The 19226-nt window shown below is 42.8% G+C and carries 12 protein-coding genes and 1 tRNA gene; 9 read left to right on the top strand and 4 right to left on the bottom strand.

Annotated elements, in window-relative coordinates; all coding sequences use genetic code 11:
• Positions 1 to 154: 154 nt before the first annotated feature.
• Positions 155 to 1615 carry a cysteine--tRNA ligase gene (cysS, locus tag M917_RS12250; protein WP_021815178.1) on the bottom strand — a complete coding sequence of 487 codons (1461 nt, stop codon included), beginning with the start codon at positions 1613 to 1615 and terminating at the stop codon, positions 155 to 157.
• A 278-nt stretch (positions 1616 to 1893) separates the two neighbouring features.
• Here cysS and M917_RS12245 point away from each other — a divergent pair, with 278 nt between their 5' ends.
• Complete coding sequence (locus M917_RS12245) at positions 1894 to 2535, top strand: cob(I)yrinic acid a,c-diamide adenosyltransferase (protein ID WP_021815177.1); 642 nt, start codon at positions 1894 to 1896, stop codon at positions 2533 to 2535.
• 200 nt (positions 2536 to 2735) lie between these two features.
• Here the strand turns inward: M917_RS12245 and M917_RS12240 are convergent, their stop codons facing one another.
• The gene (locus tag M917_RS12240; RefSeq protein WP_021815176.1) at positions 2736 to 3653 is read right to left on the bottom strand and encodes a hypothetical protein; all 918 of its coding nucleotides are present in this window, start codon (positions 3651 to 3653) and stop codon (positions 2736 to 2738) included.
• A gap of 439 nt (positions 3654 to 4092) precedes the next feature.
• Between M917_RS12240 and M917_RS12235 the strand changes: the two genes are divergently transcribed.
• The 8 genes from M917_RS12235 (at position 4093) to M917_RS12200 (ending at position 16070) form a co-directional block, all read left to right on the top strand.
• Positions 4093 to 4821, top strand: a complete 729-nt coding sequence (locus tag M917_RS12235; RefSeq protein WP_021815175.1) for a glycerophosphodiester phosphodiesterase — start codon at positions 4093 to 4095, stop codon at positions 4819 to 4821.
• Positions 4822 to 5270: 449 nt separating this feature from the next.
• The gene (locus M917_RS12230; protein WP_200861772.1) at positions 5271 to 6449 is read left to right on the top strand and encodes an acyl-CoA desaturase; all 1179 of its coding nucleotides are present in this window, start codon (positions 5271 to 5273) and stop codon (positions 6447 to 6449) included.
• 396 nt (positions 6450 to 6845) lie between these two features.
• Positions 6846 to 8312 (top strand): protein adenylyltransferase SelO, encoded by a 1467-nt coding sequence (locus M917_RS12225; protein ID WP_021815172.1) that lies wholly within the window; start codon positions 6846 to 6848, stop codon positions 8310 to 8312.
• Between the two features lie 321 nt (positions 8313 to 8633).
• Positions 8634 to 10955 (top strand): NADP-dependent malic enzyme, encoded by a 2322-nt coding sequence (locus M917_RS12220; protein ID WP_021815171.1) that lies wholly within the window; start codon positions 8634 to 8636, stop codon positions 10953 to 10955.
• A 183-nt stretch (positions 10956 to 11138) separates the two neighbouring features.
• Entirely contained in the window at positions 11139 to 12344 is a 1206-nt protein-coding gene (locus M917_RS12215) for a tRNA nucleotidyltransferase (RefSeq protein WP_021815169.1), read from the top strand.
• Positions 12345 to 12508: 164 nt separating this feature from the next.
• Positions 12509 to 12585, top strand: a tRNA-Ile gene (locus M917_RS12210).
• Positions 12586 to 12982: 397 nt separating this feature from the next.
• Entirely contained in the window at positions 12983 to 15151 is a 2169-nt protein-coding gene (locus M917_RS12205; protein ID WP_021815168.1) for an FAD-dependent oxidoreductase, read from the top strand.
• Between the two features lie 97 nt (positions 15152 to 15248).
• Positions 15249 to 16070 carry a sterol desaturase family protein gene (locus tag M917_RS12200; protein WP_021815167.1) on the top strand — a complete coding sequence of 274 codons (822 nt, stop codon included), beginning with the start codon at positions 15249 to 15251 and terminating at the stop codon, positions 16068 to 16070.
• Positions 16071 to 16195: 125 nt separating this feature from the next.
• Here M917_RS12200 and M917_RS12195 read toward each other — a convergent pair whose 3' ends face one another.
• On the bottom strand, positions 16196 to 17713 hold the full coding sequence (locus M917_RS12195; protein ID WP_021815166.1) for an aldehyde dehydrogenase family protein: 1518 nt from the start codon (positions 17711 to 17713) through the stop codon (positions 16196 to 16198).
• 58 nt (positions 17714 to 17771) lie between these two features.
• Complete coding sequence (locus M917_RS12190) at positions 17772 to 19175, bottom strand: YjiH family protein (protein ID WP_021815165.1); 1404 nt, start codon at positions 19173 to 19175, stop codon at positions 17772 to 17774.
• Positions 19176 to 19226 lie beyond the last annotated feature (51 nt).

Raw genomic sequence — 19226 nt, 5'->3', positions numbered from 1 at the left:
AATTAACTAGGACGTGCCATCAATTAGCTTATAAGCATCAAAATTAATAGATGTGCTGATTGACGACATACCCTAAATATAGTCTACAAAAAAAGCCAGCACAAGGCTGACTTAATTTATGACTATATGTATGTGTGTTTTGTAAAGTTGTGCTTTATGCACGCCGCCATGTTGTACCAGCACGGCTGTCTTCAAGCTCAATACCAGCGTCTTTTAACTGCTCACGTATCTCATCCGCACGCGCAAAGTTTTTATTAATTTTGGCGTCTGCGCGCTCAGTGATTAGACCATCGATAACAGCATCGGTTAAGCCGCTATCCGTCTGCTCACCAATCACTGCTTGCAAAAACTGCTGTACTGGCTGCTGTAAAATATTCAACACTTGTGCCAATGCTTTGAGTTGCTGCGCCAATTGCCAAGCCGTCTCCACGTCCTCAGCTTTAATCGCTTTATTGATATCACGCGCCAGCCCAAATAACACGCTAATAGCCGTAGAACTATTAAAGTCATCGTTCATCGCTTTGATAAAATCTTGCCCAGTTGCGCTACCATAGGCATCATTTATCAATGCGTCATCAATTGTTAAGGTCTGCTCTTTTTGCTGTTCCACCAATTTTAGCGCATTGTACAGTCTGCTTAGGCTGTTATGTGCTTCATCCAATGCGCTATCAGAGAAGTTTACTTGACTGCGATAATGGCTCGATAATAAGAAAAATCGCACGGTTTCAGGCAAGTACTTCGCTATCACATCACGGATGGTAAAGAAATTGTCCAATGACTTAGACATTTTCTCGCCATCTACATTGATAAAGCCGACATGCATCCAGTTACGTGCGTACTCACAACCAGTAGCGGCTTCAGATTGCGCAATCTCATTTTCATGATGCGGGAATTGTAAATCATGACCACCACCATGAATATCAAAGGTGTTACCTAGGCATTTAGTCGACATCGCCGAGCACTCAATATGCCAGCCTGGACGTCCTTGTCCCCACGGTGACGCCCACTGCGGCTCATCAGGTTTTGCTGCTTTCCACAAGACAAAATCAAACGGATTGCGTTTATTGTTTTCAACATCGACCCGCGAACCTGCCTGCATATCGTCTAAATTGCGCTTTGATAATTTACCGTAATCTGCAAAACTATCGACCGCATAATAAACATCGCCATTGTCGCCGTCATACGCATAATTACCAGTGACCAGCGTCTCAATCATTTGCTGCATCTCGTCGATGTGATCGGTCGCACGCGGTTCAGCATCGGGCATTTCACAACCAAGCGCAGTTGCATCTTGATGCATCGCCTCGATAAAGCGCTGCGTTAATGCACCAATTTTCTCGCCGTTTTCGGCAGCGCGTGCGATGATTTTGTCATCGATATCAGTAATATTACGCACATAATTGACGTCATAACCCAATTGTGCCAACCAGCGAACAGCCATATCAAAGGCCACCATTACCCGTGCATGACCAATATGACAATAATCATAGACGGTCATGCCGCACACATACATGCCTACCTTTCCTGCTTTGAGTGGTACAAACTGACGCTTGCCGCCAGTCATTGAATCATAGATAGCAAGCTGAGACATCGCATCAGAAAAGGGTGTGGTCATAGTGGAAAAGCCTTTTTATTAAAAGTATAAAGAAAAAAATGAAAATAGTAGCGGGCTATAAGTTGGCCATCAATAAAAGAGATACAGCCAAACTGGGATAAATTTTATAATATCGTGTATCTATATTATTTGTTATCAACGATAACGTAACTGTAATAACGGCCGACAATAACAACCAGCCAAATTTTGACCCATTATCTTAGCGAAAACTGCCATAAAATACTACAATGAGCGCGCAACTAATATTCTTCAATCATAAAAATAGTTAAGGAATCGCAATGGGCAATCGTTTAAGCAAAATATACACTCGTACTGGAGATGATGGCAGTACGGGTATGGCAGATGGCAGTCGTCTCAGTAAAACGGACACTATATTCAACGTCATGGGTGATATCGACGAGCTTAACTCACATATTGGTTTGGCACGCGCATATTTGGCACAAGCGGTAAAAGATAACGAGACGCCAAATAAAAAACAGCTCCCTGAGCATTTGCAATCACAACCAACGTTAGATTTTGCACAAGCCTTGGTCATCATTCAGCATTTGTTATTTAATATTGGTGGTGAGCTGGCTATGCCAGAATATGAAGGCGTTAATGCCACTCATATTGAGTGGTTAGAGCAGCAGATTGATGCAATGAACACTCTTCTGCCGCCGTTAAAAGACTTTATTTTACCGACAGGTTCGGTGTTGGTCAGTCAGTTACATGTGGCGCGTACTGTTTGCCGCCGAGCTGAGCGCCGAGCCGTTATGTTACAGCAGCAACAGCCTCAAGCAATTCGTCCCACTGCGGTGAGTCTCATCAATCGCTTATCTGATTGGCTGTTTGTCGCCGCCCGCTTTTGCACTGATCCCAAACAAATCTCTGAAGTACTTTGGGACAGCCAAGTGTTACAAAAACTCGCTAATGATAAATAGCCGTATCTAGAGCTTGTTATTAAGTAGCACTTTGATGCATTTTATGGCCTTAAAATGGCTAAGTTTTCGCTAAACAGTATCAAAATATCAAACAGTCTTCATAAGTTAAAAAATCCCGCAACGTTAACGCTGCGGGATTTTTACTGACTTGGTATTATTGCTTAACTATTTATTAACAGTATTGGTATTAACCCAACTTATTAATAAGTAGCACTTTCGTCTTCAATAATAACCATATCGATGCTTTCATCGTTAGGCACGACTTTTGGCACAGAAGGTGTTGTAGGGTTTGTGGTTGCTGCGTTGCTTTCGTTAGAACTGCTCTGATTGTTATTAACGGTTGGCGGCGTAGCAGGACGAATCGGTTCAACTGGGTTTGTTACTCTAGGCTGACGAACGGGCGCTGACTCACTGTCATTGTCTTGTGCAGATTCACGGCGCTCAGCAGCACGTTCTGCACGCTCCTCATCCATAGCTGATTGGAATACAGATCCTGCCATCACATCAGCCACAACGGTAATCAATGCTGGCTGTCCAGCAATACGTGTACGTACTTGGCCAGCTTGAGTGCCAACAACATAGGTAAAGGCATCATCAACGAGCATGTTGTTATTGATACGAATATTGTTTTGCGCTAAGCGTGATTGCAGGCTTGGCTGGTTATTCGCCGCTTGTACTTGGCTGGCTTGATATAAATCTTCGCTTGGCAACGTCATACTAACGCTAGCCTGACAAGTCGTCATACCATTGGTATTAGTGTCTTGTAAGATCGCCGCATTTTGTACATCAATGACAACGCTATTGGTCTTGTCAGCAATACTGCCACTACTTAGATCGATGTCTGCCTCGTTTGCATAGTCGGCAGCCAGCGATTGTGCTTGCTGATTGAGCGTATTTCTTAACGCTGACTTGAGACGATCTTGCACCATTGGGTCATCACAACTGACCGCAGTAGCAGCAGTATTCTCAGTAGATACTGAGTCCTGTTCTGTTAACTCTGCTGTCTCAGTGGTATCTTCTTTCTCTGAGCGATCGCAGCCTGTCAGCACCAAACCACATACTATGCCAATTCCAGCAACTTTCTGCCACTTGCTCAAACTCTTATTTGCTACGCTCATGTTTATCTTGCTCCCAATTTACTATTCGTACCGCCACTGATAGTCAGTGTTTAACGTTCAAACCACAACCTTAAAGATTATGGGTTTAAAAACCACATTATTATACGGTGTTTAGATGAAATGGTCATTAGTGTAGCCTATGGATCTACAAATAACGCCTTCATTGTGAATAAAACCTGCAATTGGTTGCAAAAACATAACAAACCTACCTCTATAAAGCTGATTAAAAGATACTATTAAGCAGTCATCATCGAAAAACTTGTGACACGAATAGAGCGTGTTTGATATTCACAAATCTACGCCAAACAAATGGCTTGTATATGCCCTACTTTTAGTGAAAAAATTACAACAAAGTCTTTTTGGATTCCGCAAATTTCATTAGACGATTTGAATATGACGATATATGCTTATGGCTAAGAACAGGTCAGAACCTATACATATGATAAATCTTGGAAATACGCTGTTATTGGGTCATCGCGGTGCTCGTGGCGAAGCTTTAGAAAATACATTTGCAGGTTTCCAATACGCACAGCATCTTAAGCCACAGGGCTTGACGGGGGTCGAGTTCGATGTACAATTAAGTGCGGATGGCCATTTGGTCGTGTTTCATGATGATGATTTAGCGCGCATGTGCGGTCAGCAATCACGCGTTGATCAGTTAAGTATGATTGAAATCCAGCGCCATCTACAGTTCGAGCATCGAATTATTGCATTGGCCGATATAGCGCCCGTATTGGCCGACTTTACTTACATTGAGCTGGAAATTAAGACTCATTCCCGTACCAATTACAGCAAGCTCGTCAAGGCTCTGGCACACGATCTAATTGACAGCCCATTTGCTAGCCTTCCCATTGTTCTGACCAGCTTTGATGTAGAGCTACATGCGCGGCTGCAAAGCAACAAACTATTAAGGCATATTCCACGTGGTTTGTTGATTCGGACACCTGAAACATTAGTACTTGCACCGAATACTGCCTTGCAGCTTGACTGTGTGCAGTTGGGCATCCATTATCCTCTCCTGAGTCAATCTGTCATTAAAAATAGCCACCGTTATGGCTTACCAGTGAGTGCGTGGACAGTCAACGATATTGACACCATTAAACAGCTAATAAAATGGCAAACTGATGTCATCATCACCGATTTTCCAAGTCATTTATTACTAAAATAATAAATTTATCCTGCATTGAATTTGTCTAATACAGTCTACATATCTATCGTGTTGCTTACACTTTTACCCCATGCCTGATAAGTCACTGATTATTTTTGTGAATACATTCCATAATTGATACAAGTTATTGTTATTTAGCAATATTTTTATAGTGTATAAGTGTTCACTTTATTAGTTATTTAAGGTACTATAGAGGCTTAAATTAATACCGCTAGGGATATTATATGATTGCAAAAAAAGCACTTGGCTTCCCGCTTAAAGGCTTACGTTTCGCTATCAAATCTGGTGACACGCTTGTCAAAGCTGCCAGCATTCAAGTCACACGTTTTAAAACGCGTTTTGATGAGAATAAAACGAAAAACTCACTCAATGAGCAGCCTGTTGCCAAACGCAACTATGCTGATACGGCCGATCAAATCGATGCTTCTAATAAAGAAGCGTCTGTCGATATGCGTGAGTTTGAGTTTACAAAAGCGCCGATTAATTGGATTCCAGCGACTATTTTGGTAGCCACGCCTATTGCTGCCGCTATTATCACGCCATGGTACTTGTTTACTCATGACGTTAGCGCGCCAGTTTGGGGTGTATTTGGTGCCTTTATGGTGTGGACAGGTATCAGCATTACAGCTGGCTATCATCGCCTATTGTCGCATCGTGCTTATAAAGCACATCCAGTGGTAAAGAACTTTTTATTGCTTGGTTCTACCCTAGCGGTGCAAGGTTCGGCATTTGACTGGGTCTCTGGTCACCGTACCCATCATCGTCATGTAGATGACCGCTTAGACGATCCTTATTCAGCGAAGCGCGGATTTTGGTTTAGTCACATGGGTTGGATGCTGCGCAATTATCCTAGTGGTAAGTTTGATTATAAAAACATTCCTGATCTGACCAAAGATAAAACGCTACGCATTCAGCATAAATATTATGGTCTGTGGGTTGTGGCATTGAACGTCGGTATGGTCGCTGCTATTGGGTGGCTACTTGGTGATGTATGGGGCACATTGGTTATCGTTGGTTTGTTGCGTTTGGTCTTGACCCATCACTTTACCTTTTTCATCAACTCTTTATGTCATATGTTTGGTACGCGCCCATATACTGACACCAATAGTGCTCGTGACAACTTTTTCTTAGCACTTGTGACTTGGGGTGAGGGTTATCATAACTATCACCATTTCTTCCAATACGACTATCGTAACGGCGTAAAATGGTGGCAATATGATCCAACCAAATGGTTGATTGCTGGCTTGTCTAAGTTTGGCTTAACCACCGAGCTACGTACGGTTGATGATACGACCATTAAACATGCTGAAGTACAGATGCAGTTCAAAAAAGCACAACAGCAGATTGATACGGCAGCAGTGAGTGGTCTTGATCTTCCTCATGCGATGAAAACGTTCCAAGATCGCATTAAGTTTGAATACGATGCTTTCACGCAAACGGTTGAAGAATGGCAAGCACTAAAAGCCAAAACCATTGAGCTAAAAAAGACAGAGTTTGCTGATCGCCTGCATGAAGTTGATGATAAATTGAAGCATGACTATGCTAAGATTGAACAGAAAATACTTGAGCATAATAGCAATCTAAAAACAGCGTTTCGCTCTATTGGTCAAAACACCAAAGCGGCTTAACCGTTCACTGCTCGACTTTCCTATTATGACGTTTCTCCTTCCCTCTATCTGCAACAGATAGAGGGATTTTTTTATGCTCATTTTATAATTATTCTATTAGGGCGTGTTTGACATAGTTAATCGTATTTTTTCGGTTTAATATGAAATATGGTCAGGTCAATATAAAAGCGAGTGAGCAATACTGCCATAAATTTTTTGTAGCCTTTGTCTGTAAAGGCACAGCAAGCCAGAAAAATTTGTGCCACTCTCGCCTCATCCTGTCGTGTATCCATGTATGTGGTATCGAATATAACCAAAGAGTCATAGATACAAGAGAAAGACAGAGTGAAACCATGCTCTATAAAGGCTATGCTATAGTAAGTTCATTAATTTTATAACTCAATAGGAACGGCTTTTATGCGTTATCAAAACAGCTATATCCACTTGGACACGCGCCTTTATCATGAGCAGCCGCCTACGCCATTAGACAATCCGCGCGCTGGTCATTTCAACACGCAGGTCGCAGAGCAACTGGGTTGGACGGACGATGATGCGTTAATGTCGCGCTGGGTGGAAATCCTTGCTGGTCAATACGTACCAGCTGAGTTTAAACCGCTGGCCATGGCCTATGCGGGGCATCAGTTTGGACAGTGGGCTGGCCAATTGGGAGATGGACGCGGCTTATTAATGGCACAAGTGCTGGATAATGACGGTCAGCCACAAGATTTGCATCTTAAAGGCATTGGTTTGACACCCTACTCACGAATGGGTGATGGGCGCGCGGTGCTGCGTAGCACTATTCGGGAGTATTTATGTGGACATGCGCTTACTCAGCTTGGCATCCCCTCCTCCAATGCCTTAGGTTTTGTGGTATCGGATACAAGAGTACGGCGCGAGCGTATGGAGGCGGGAGCCGCACTGATGCGGGTGGCTGACAGCCATATTCGTCTTGGTCATGTCGAGTGGATTGCCAGCTTCGCGCCTGATTTGCTCGGTGAATTTACTGATTATATGATTGACACTTACTATCCAGAATGCCGTGATAACGAGACGCCTGTACTGGCATTTTTGACAGCAGTAGTTGAGCGTACCGCGAAGATGATAGCGGACTGGCAGCTGATCGGCTTTGCCCATGGTGTCATGAATACTGATAACTTATCTATCACAGGTAGTACTTTAGACTTCGGGCCCTTTGGTTTTATGGAACGCTTCAATCCAGCGTGGATCAACAATCACTCTGACCATACGGGGCGCTATGCTTATCAAAACCAGCCTGCTATCGGTCATTGGAATCTCAATATCTGGCTGCCCCATTTTATGCGCCTAGAAGGTGTCACTCGTGAAACGCTAGCAGATTGCTTGGCACCTTACGAGGCAACCTTTATGCAGCATTATCAGCAAGGACTGTGCCGTAAGCTTGGATTGCCACATGAAAAGGAAAGCTTAACCTTGGCGTTTGAATGGTTGACCCTATTAGAAGACAACCTGCTTGATTATACCAATAGCTTTAGGGCGCTATTGGGTCTTGTCGCGCCAGACGAACACCCTTACGAGCAGCATCTGCTGGCAACACTGACAACGGAGCTCAATCAGGAAGCACAAAAATTTTGGCAAGACTGGTCAATAAATTATTTGGCACAAATAGAGCTTGTATCTTTTGAACAAGCCATCAATGACATGCGAACCAACAATCCGGTTTATATCTTGCGCAATAGTATGGCGCAGCGGGCTATCACAGCAGCAGAACAAGGTCAGTTTGAAGAGGTCAATCGAGTGTTCGATTTACTCGCCACTCCTTATACCGTCCAAAGTATTGCCACCGAGCTTGATATCATACCGCCTGCACCAGATGCCCCGCAAATGCCAATCAGTTGCTCGTCCTAACTGGATAATAATAACAATAATATCGAGATTATGGTTGATATAAACCCACAGTCTTTAGTATTATCAACTGGCGAAATGTTGAATATCATTTTAGTATATTATTCGTTTAATTTAACGCTATTGACTAGGCGATGAATTGCCAATAATGCTCAAACCGCTGTTTATGCTAACGTGTATTTTGACTTAATATTCAATCGCCACTATTTATTTTTTACTGTCTTTGTGCCCTTTAACTTTTATCATTCCATGATAGTTTGAGGGTGAGACATATTTTTGGCACCATTTACATTATTCCAATTTATTCCAACCATGGCAATTATTATGAATGACGATACCATTTTGAATACGGACAACCACAGTACAGAAAAAGAGCAGTTTGAACAAGCTGCCTTACATTATCATGAGTTCCCACGCCCGGGTAAAATCTCAGTCACCCCTATTAAACAGCTCGCCAACCAGCGCGATCTAGCACTGGCCTATTCCCCTGGTGTGGCAGTGCCTTGTCTTGAGATTCAAAGAGATCCGACGTTAGCAGCTAAATATACCGCACGCAGCAACTTGGTTGGTGTCATCACCAACGGTACGGCGGTATTGGGTTTGGGTAATATCGGCCCATTGGCATCAAAACCTGTCATGGAAGGTAAAGGCGTTCTATTCAAAAAATTCGCAGGTATCGACGTTTTTGATATTGAAATTGCCCAAAACGATCCAGATAAGTTCATCGAGGCGGTTGCTTCTCTTGAACCTACGTTTGGTGGTATTAACTTAGAAGACATCAAAGCGCCAGAATGTTTCAAAATCGAGCGTGAATTGCGTAAACGTATGAACATTCCAGTATTCCATGATGACCAACATGGTACGTCAATCATTGTTGCAGCAGCGATGCTCAACGCTTTATTGATTACTGGCAAAAAAATCGAAGAGATTAAAATTGTTTGTTCAGGCGCAGGCGCGGCAGCCATTTCTTGCCTAGATATTATTTGTGCACTTGGCGTGAATAAAAACAATGTCTTTGTTTCGGACTCACGCGGTATCATCAGCACCAGCCGTGAAAACCTTGACGAAACCAAACAACGTTACGCTCGCGATACGACTGCGACCACTATTGAAGAAGTCATGGACGATGTTGATATGTTCCTAGGGCTATCAATGCCAGGGACGTTATCAGAAGATATGGTTCGCCGTATGGCAAAAGATCCTATCGTCTTTGCTCTCGCCAACCCAACGCCTGAAATCATGCCAGAATTGGCGCACGCTGTGCGTCCAGACGTTATCATGGCAACAGGTCGCTCAGACTATCCAAACCAAGTAAACAACGCGCTATGCTTCCCTTATATTTTCCGTGGAGCGTTAGATGTTGGTGCAACGACCGTTAATGAAGAGATGAAAGTGGCTTGCGTTAAAGCCATCGCCGCCATGGCACACGTTGAGGCCACACCAACCACCAGCGCCAGAAACATCGAAAAAATGCAACGTTTCGGTCGCGACTACTTAATCCCAGGCCCTCTAGAGCCAAACTTAATCATTGAGATTGCCTCTGCTGTCGCTAAAGCAGCGATGGACTCAGGTGTTGCAACCTTACCTCTCGATAACATTCAAGCGTATCGTCAGCGTTTGTCTGAGTTTGTCTATAACTCAGCGTTCGTCATGAAACCAATCTTTGCTCGTGCAAAAGCTGATCCAAAGCGTATTGTTTACTGTGAAGGTGAAGACAACAATGTGTTGCTTGCCGTGCAGGTCGTTGTCGATGAACAGCTGGCGAAGCCTATTTTGGTCGGTCGCCCAGCTGTGATTAACGATCACATCGAAAAACTGGGTCTACGTTTAAAGGATGGTGAAAACATCACTATCATTAACCAAGACGACGATCCGCGCTACAAAGATTACTGGCAGGGTTATTATGAAAAAAACAAACGCCGCGGTGTCAGCATTGAGCTTGCGCGTCGTGATGTCCGTCGCAAAACCACGTTAATTGGTTCACTGCTGGTTGACAATGGCGATGCAGATGGCATGATTTGTGGTACGTTCAGCCATTACCAACTGCATTTAGAATATGTTCAAAGTGTTATTGATAAAAAAGAAGGCGTCAATGACTTTTATGCGATGAATGCCATCTTAATGCAAGATCGCAACATTTTTATCGCTGATACTTATGTCCATGAAGACCCAACAGCTGAACAGTTGGCTGAAATGACGGTATTAGCGGTCGATCAACTACGTCGCTTCGGTATCACGCCACGTGTCGCGCTGGTTTCACATTCTAACTTTGGTGCTTCAAACCGTGCTAGCGCTGTCAAAATGCGTAAGGTATACCAGTTACTGACTGATATGAAGGTAGACTTTGAGTTTGAAGGTGAAATGCAAGGTGATGCGGCGCTTAACGAAATTATTCGTTCAAATCACATGCCATCAAGCCCACTAAAAGGTGCAGCAAACCTGCTGATTTTGCCAACGCTTGACGCATCAAATATTGCCTTTAACCTACTTAAGACGGCAACCAGCAGCGCTTCTATTGGTCCAATTCTGTTAGGTACGAGCAAACCAGTACATATTCTAACGCCATCAGCGACCGCACGTGGGGTCGTCAATATGACAGCCCTTGCAGTGACTGAAGCTCAGGACTTAGAAAACGAAAACCAGTAATATATGACACACATCATAAAAGCGTGCGCATATTATTAAAAAAGTCTCTATAACTTATTAATAAAGACCCTCTGCTATACTAAAACCAGTGAATGCTACAAAGGCATTGACTGGTTTTTTTTGATCAGTTTTAATGGCATGACTTGATATCAGCAATAACTTATTCAATAAAAAGAGAACAGTATGCAAATTTACCTTGTTGGCGGTGCTGTGCGCGATCAACTGTTAGGCCGTCCTATCAAAGATAAAGACTTCGTCGTCGTCGGTGCTACCGTTGAGGAAATGCTGGATGCTGGATTCCAGCAAGTGGGCGCGGATTTTCCTGTGTTTTTGCATCCTACCAGCCATGAAGAATACGCATTGGCTCGCACTGAACGCAAACAAGGCGTAGGCTATCAAGGTTTTAGTGTCCATGCCAGTCCGGACGTGAGCCTAGAAGACGATCTGCAGCGTCGCGACTTGACGATTAATGCCATGGCAATAGAAGTAACCAGCCTAAACGATGACACTCCCATCAATGGTCAGGTAATTGATTATTATGGCGGATTGGCAGACATAGAGACCAAAACCTTACGCCATGTCTCAAATGCATTCAGCGAAGACCCACTAAGAGTGTTACGCACCGCTCGTTTTTATAGCCGTTATTATGATTTGGGATTTACTATTGCTGCTGAAACCTTAACGTTGATGCGCCAGTTGGTTCACTCTGGAGAACTTATGCATTTGAGTGCGGAGCGCATTTGGCAAGAATCAAGCCGCGCAACCATGCAGCTCTCCCCTCATATATATTGGCAGCAACTGTTCGAAATCGGTGCGCTTACAGCGTATTTTGCGCCATTGCATCAGGCTTGGACTGATGATTATGTACGAGAAACGGTGCAAACAGCCCTCTATTTTGCAGGTCAAATGCAGTTGAATCTATCACAGCGTTGGGCACTATTGATGAGCAGTGTTAATCCCGCTTTATTGAATTTGCAATCAAACGCTCTGGGCTTCAATGCTTCAACGATAGAAAAAGAAATTAATGAAATAGGTAATATTGCTAAAACTCCAAAAGCTCAAACCCAATTTGCCAAATTTTTCGTTGAACAGGCCAAAAATTTAAGCGCAATAAACAGTCTTAGCGCGGCTGAAAAAATTGACCTTATACAAGCTTGCAGTGCTCATAAAGAGCCTGAAAAGCTCTCACAATTGCTGGTAACCAGTCATGTCTTGCAGCTAGCAACACAGCACCGCCAGATGATGATAGCATTAAATAGCTTCCATGCCATAAGCATGCAAGACATTGCGCCAGACCTAAAAGGTCCAGCGATTGGTAAAGCGTTGCGCCAAGCTAGAATTGAGCATTTGCAAATACAAAGTACTATTGAAACAGATCTTAGAAAGTAAAGTCTCTAATGACGATGACTCAAAAGCTTGATACTAACCCGCTCAATCACATTAATCCGCGATTTTTAACACAAAAACAGACGAACATAAAAAATATCTTTATTACTGCCTATCTTTTACTTGAAAAATCGAAAAAATCAGGTATCATTGTGCGTCTAACGTTAGGGCCCATAGCTCAGTTGGTTAGAGCAGAGGACTCATAATCCTTTGGTCGTAGGTTCAAGTCCTACTGGGCCCACCATATATAAGTTATACCATTAAAGACTTTCAAGCGATTGAAGGTCTTTTTTATTGTCTGCTGTTTTTGGCTGCTAGTAAAAAGTCATCAGATAGTGATCAGCATTGTTGCCTTTAAAAGCATTTTAGAACATATTTACCTAACCCTGCTATTTGTAGATAAATTCGAACAATCACTCAAAAACTACTATAGTATATTTTAAACATTTGATGAACGTTTATATGGCTGACCCTAAATAAATACCTTATATTAAAGATACTATGTGATGACTTTTTATAACCTGTTTTAAAAACTCAAACCCGCTTTATTCTTGATCGCTGTTCCAATAAAAAATATGCCAAACATCTTCTTTTATCTATCTTCAAATAGACATCTTCATTATCGATTAGCTGGATAACTCATGATTAAAAAAATAGCCTTAGTATTGGTCGTATCGATGTTAATTATTAGCTTTTTTTACTTTGATCTCAATGAGTTATTGACGCTCGATGGGTTAAAAAGCTCGATGGGTCAATTTGATCAATATAAAGCGCAGTCACCATGGCTAGTCATTGGTGGCTTTTTTTTCGTCTATATATTAGTGACAGCCTTATCATTGCCTGGTGCTACCATTATGACGTTAGCAGCTGGTGCATTATTTGGCTTGTTTCAAGGCTTACTCATCGCCTCATTTGCCTCTAGCATTGGCGCAACATTGGCATTTTTGGTGTCTCGCTACTTATTACGTGATTCTATCAAGCAACGCTTTCCTGAACGCCTACTCTCTATTGACTCTGGAATAAAAAAAGAAGGTGCCTTTTATCTATTTACCTTACGTCTGGTACCCATATTTCCCTTCTTTTTAATCAATTTATTGATGGGTGTCACGGCTATCAAGGTCAAGACTTTTTATTGGGTAAGCCAAATTGGGATGCTCGCTGGCACTTTGGTTTACGTCAATGCAGGTACGCAGCTGGCGCAAATTGAGAGCCTATCAAACATTTTCTCTTTTAATTTACTTGCCTCATTTGCCTTGTTAGGGCTTTTCCCATTATTCGCTAAAGGGATATTAAATATATTAAAAAAACGTCGCGTCTATAAGAGCTATACTAAGCCTAAAACATTCGATCGCAACATGATTGTCATTGGCGCCGGTGCTGGTGGCCTCGTCACTAGTTATATTGCTGCTACTGTTAAGGCAAAAGTCACGCTTATTGAAGCCGGAGAAATGGGAGGTGACTGCTTAAATTACGGTTGTGTCCCTAGTAAAGCGCTCATTAAAAGTGCTAAAGTTGTAGAACAAATGCGTAATGGCGAGCGCTATGGTCTAAATAATAGCCAACCAGAATTTTCATTTAAAAACGTCATGAGCCGTATCCACGAGGTCATCGCAGATATTGCGCCAAATGATAGTGTTGAGCGCTATAGCAACTTAGGGGTTGAAGTATTAAAAGGCTACGCTAAATTCGTTGATCCGTGGACGATTGAGATTGCACTTAATGATGGTAGGACACAAAGACTCACTGCCCGCTCAATCGTTATTGCTACTGGCGCACATCCTTTTGTACCAAATTTGCCAGGTTTAGAAGAAACGGGTTATGTGACTAGCGATACTCTTTGGAATACGTTCTCTAAGCTTGAAAAGCCCCCTAACAAGCTCGTGGTACTTGGCGGTGGACCTATCGGCTCAGAACTGGCTCAAGCTTTTGCCCGCTTAGGATCCAATGTGAAACAGATTGAAAGAGGCGAACGGCTCCTCAAAAAAGAAGATGCAGAAGTTTCAGAATTTGCTCAACAAGTACTCATCGAAAGTGGCGTTGATGTTTTAACCTCACATCAAGCGATTCGTTGTGAGACTCGTGATGATAAAAAATACCTTATCGTTGAGCGGTACAGCGAAAGCACAGATAAGCAAGAAATGGCCATTGAATACGACGAATTAATCTGTGCCGTTGGCCGTAGCGCACGTTTGGAAGGCTACGGTCTTGAATCCTTAGGTATCGAAACTGAACGCACTATCAACACCGATGAATACCTAGAAACACTCTATCCTAATATCTATGCCGCTGGCGATATCGTTGGCCCTTACCAGTTCACTCATATGGCTGCCCACCAAGCATGGTATGCCGCGGTAAATGGTTTGTTTGGCAATCTAAAGAAATTTAAAGTAGATTACCGAGTGGTTCCTTGGACAACTTTTCTTGATCCAGAAATCGCCCGTGTGGGTCTAAACGAGCAAGAAGCTATCGACAAAGGGATTGATTTTGAAATTACTCGTTACGACTTTAAAGACTTGGACCGTGCGGTAACTGAAAGCGCAAATCATGGCTTTATTAAGGTCATTACCCCAAAAGGCAAAGACAAAATACTAGGCGTAACTATCGTAGCTGAGCATGCTGGAGATTTGATGGCTGAATTTATACTGGCAATGAAACACGGTTTAGGTCTTAATAAAATACTTGGCACCATTCATATATATCCAACATGGACCGAAGGCAATAAATATGCTGCTGGTGAATGGAAGCGCAATCATGCGCCTGAAAAGATATTAAACCTACTTGAAAAGTACCATACGTGGCGGCGGGGCTAATTAGAGACACGCTATAGACAAACCACCAGCCAAATAAAGCAGTTAAAAGCTGATGGTAGCCGGACTGATATCAATAAGACAGTCGACGAGGTAAATGATGGCCAATGAAGTATGGTGGCGGCTGGGCTTCTTTTTGAGCATCTTGGTCATTATGATGCTAATGGAATACCGATATCCAGCACGTCTGTCCCCTATTAAAAGTAGTACGCGCTGGTTTGCTAACTTTGGGTTAGTATTTGCCGCTTCGATAACTGCTCGATTGGTGGTTCCTATTGGGTTAACCGCTGTGGCAATTTATAGTCAACAAAACGGTATTGGCTTATTTAACCTAATCGATTTACCTCATGTTGTCGCCATTATTCTTAGTTTATTATTACTCGATATCATCATTTATTGGCAACATCGATTGTTTCATCGAGTGCCTCTACTTTGGCGCTTACACCGTGTCCATCATGCCGATGCGCATATCGATGCCAGTACCGGACTTAGATTCCATCCCATTGAGATTGTGTTAAGCATATTGATTAAGCTTGTGTCTGTCATTGTATTGGGTGTACCTGCTATAGCCATACTCATATTTGAAATTATGTTAAATGGTCTGGCCATGTTTAATCATGCCAATATCCGCTTGCCAGCAGCAGTTGAAAAACCATTACGTCTAGTGTTAATAACGCAAGTGTTACATCGTATTCACCACAGCCAAGTCGTATCTGAGACCAATTCAAATTACGGATTTAGCGTTGTTTGGTGGGATAAATTTTTTGACAGTTATAAAAGTGAAGCCGCCAAATCAGATCAAGAGTTAGATATTGGGCTCAGAGAATATCCTGAACCCAAACAAAATGCTTCTTTATGGATTTTATTGCTCTTACCTTTTAAAGGCAAAGCCTTTGCAAACAAACCAGTAAAAGACAAATAAACGCTTTAATATTGCAAAGCTGAGAATATGATTCAGGGTTTTCTTAGATAAGAATGTACATTTAAGGTTTTGATTAACAACAGAGACTCACCAACGAAACTGAGTATTTAATGAATTGATTTCACTTAGCTGGGCAACACAATATGTTTGCTCTTTTGATAGGCAGATAAACCATCAACACCGAGCTCACGACCGATCCCACTTTGTTTAAACCCGCCCCATCCTGCTTCAGGTAATACAATTTGTTGCTCATTGATCCAAATATGACCCGCTTGGATTTGCAGTGCAATCTTGAGCGCCACCGCTTCATCAGTGCTGATAATGGTCGCGGCCAAGGCAAACTTACTGTCGTTGGCTAAGCGAATCGCATCCAAACCATCTACAAACGTTTTACTGACTAAGACAGGGCCAAAAACCTCTTCTGTCCACAGCTGACTGGTCACCGGCACATGGCGATAGATGGTTGGCGTGACAAAATACCCTTCTCTAGCCAATATTTTGCCACCCGTTAGACACTCTAGATCTTCGGTCACAGCAATATCGAAGTATCTTTTTACTTGGTTGAGCTGCTGCTCACTGACCAGTGGGCCCATTTGCGTGTCTATATCAAAACCATCACCGATGGACAAGTTTTCTGTTTTTGCCTTTAACGTTTTAAATAAAGCTTCGGCAATATCCTGGTGAACAAGCAATCTGGATGTCGCTGAACAGATTTGACCCGCGTTGGTAAAGATACCACCAATGATTAAGTCACAAGCATACTCAATGTCCGCATCAGCGCATACGATGATGGCTGATTTACCACCCAGCTCTAAGCTGATATCTTTGATCCCTTTTGCTGCTTGACTCATGACCTTTTCACCCACCACATTACTGCCAGTAAAAGAAACTTTGTCAACTAAAGGATGACTGGTCATGGCAGCACCTACTTCAGCTGCACCGGGCAAAATATTCACTACGCCTTTTGGCAGTTCAATAGCAGACAATATATTGCCCAGCATCAGCTCTGGTAATAATGTCACCTCAGACGGCTTTAGTATCACTGTACAACCGGCGGCCAGTGCGGGTGCTAATTTCCAAGAGGTAGTGACCATCGGAAAATTCCAAGGCACAATCAGGGCACAAATACCAACGGGTGCGTATGTCTTTAGTAGGCGTATGCCTGTCTCACTGGTAGTTACTTCAGACCAAGTCTCTTGGCTTGTAATAAGGCGAGCATAATAGCGATAACACGCGATGGCGTCATTGACGTCTATCTTTGCTTCTTCAATTGGCTTGCCGTTATTTAATACAGACAATCTCACCAATGTATCAAACCGCTGTGTCATCATATCTGCAATAACATTTAGATAATGTGCACGCTCACTTGTGCTCGTTTGTGACCAACTGGCATAGGCGATAGAAGCGGCGTTGACTGCTGCTTCTACGTGATCTCTGGTACATAAACGAGTGGTGGCAATCACTTCTCCTGAATTAGGATCATAAAGAGCATGGTCATCTACTCTATAAGAACCTGTAGCAGATGCTTCAATAGTAACCCAGTCACCATCGATATAAGCTGCATTTAGTATCACCTCATCTTCAATAATCTGTTTTGCTGAGTCTCTCGTTATAAATTCAGGGTTGGTTTTTTTCATGTACATAGTGGGATATCACCTCTAATAATTTCTAATTAGGATAGTCTGTTTATTAAAAATGCTACTAATACAGCAGATGGGCGACGGATGTAATCACCAATAAGCTAATCAACGTACGGATAATAAAGATAATAAATAGCTCTAATATGTTGAGCTTAATGTTTGACTTGAGAATCAGCGCTCCCACTTCTGACATATAGATAATCTGAGTAATAGAAACAGCCCCAACGATAAATCTTGTCATTTCACTTTCGATACTTTTACCAACTAAGGCTGGCAAATACATATCGGCAAAACCCATAATCATAGCTGGTGCCGCTTTTGCCGCCTCTGGAATCTGCAACCATTCAAGCAATGGCACAAGTGGGGTCGCCAACCAGTTAAAGACAGGCGTATACTCTGCTAAGCCCAAGCCAATCGTACCGATGGCAAAGATAACCGGGATCAGTCCAAAGTAAATATCAAACAAATTGCCCACGCTGCGTTTGAACACATAACCCAAGCTTGGCATAGAGTGTGCGCGAGTAACGGCACGATTGACCGCCCATTGGTAAGTGGTATATCCAGCAGGAATGCCTTCGTCCAGCATACTTTTGCCAGAGTGATAGGTGTCAGGCTTCATTGACAATGGTGGTATGCGCGGCATGATAATCGCAGCGATAAACCCTGTCAGTGCAATGGCCAGATAAAAGTAGACAAAGTTATTGTCCACGCCGATGGTTTTGGCTACCACATAGGTAAAGGCGATAGACGTTACTGAAAAGGTGGTGGCAATGATTGCGGCTTCACGCTGACTGTAGAAACTCTTATCATACTGCTGCATAGTAACTAGCAAACCGATAGACGCGGCTCCAAACCAAGAAGACATTGCATCAACGGCAGAGCGACCCGGTAATTTAAACAGCTTGACAAATATCTTGCTGGCCAATGTGCCCAAGAACTCCATCAAACCAAAGTCAGTCAAAAATGGTAACGATAAAATGGCAAAGAAAAACAACGGAATCAGAATGGGGATCAAATCTTCAAAAATGACGCCACCCGTATTGCGATTAATAATAAACTCAGGGCCAACTTGTAGATAAATCATCCAAACAAATACCATACCTAACAAACGCGTGGTCAGCCAAAACCAATCCACATCAAAGAGGTTTTTTATTAACGATTCTTCAAGCAGATTGGGTTTAAACACTTTTACTGCCAGTGCCCCAACACAGGAGATCGTCACGATCGCCATAGTGATATAGACCACAAATCCACCCAGTGCGGCTTGTAGTGTATCTGTTAGCACTCCCAATAAAATCGTGACCTTACCCTCCCACTGAAACGGTATGATAAATAGCGCAATACCCAATGCTGAAAACAATAGAAACTTCCACAGTGACGCCCGCCATTGACCTGCCTGCGGTGTTTTTGGATCGACATCGTTTCCTAAAATCGGTTGCTGCGACTTATCCATATAGTTTGTCATTCAATTCCTCCTTGATAGGCGATGATCGCCAATTTTTCTATTTTGCTGTCT

This window comes from Psychrobacter aquaticus CMS 56 (genome assembly GCF_000471625.1).
Classification (GTDB): domain Bacteria; phylum Pseudomonadota; class Gammaproteobacteria; order Pseudomonadales; family Moraxellaceae; genus Psychrobacter; species Psychrobacter aquaticus.
The sequence above is the reverse complement of the archived record's forward strand: the minus strand, read 5'-3'. Positions and strand labels throughout refer to the sequence as shown.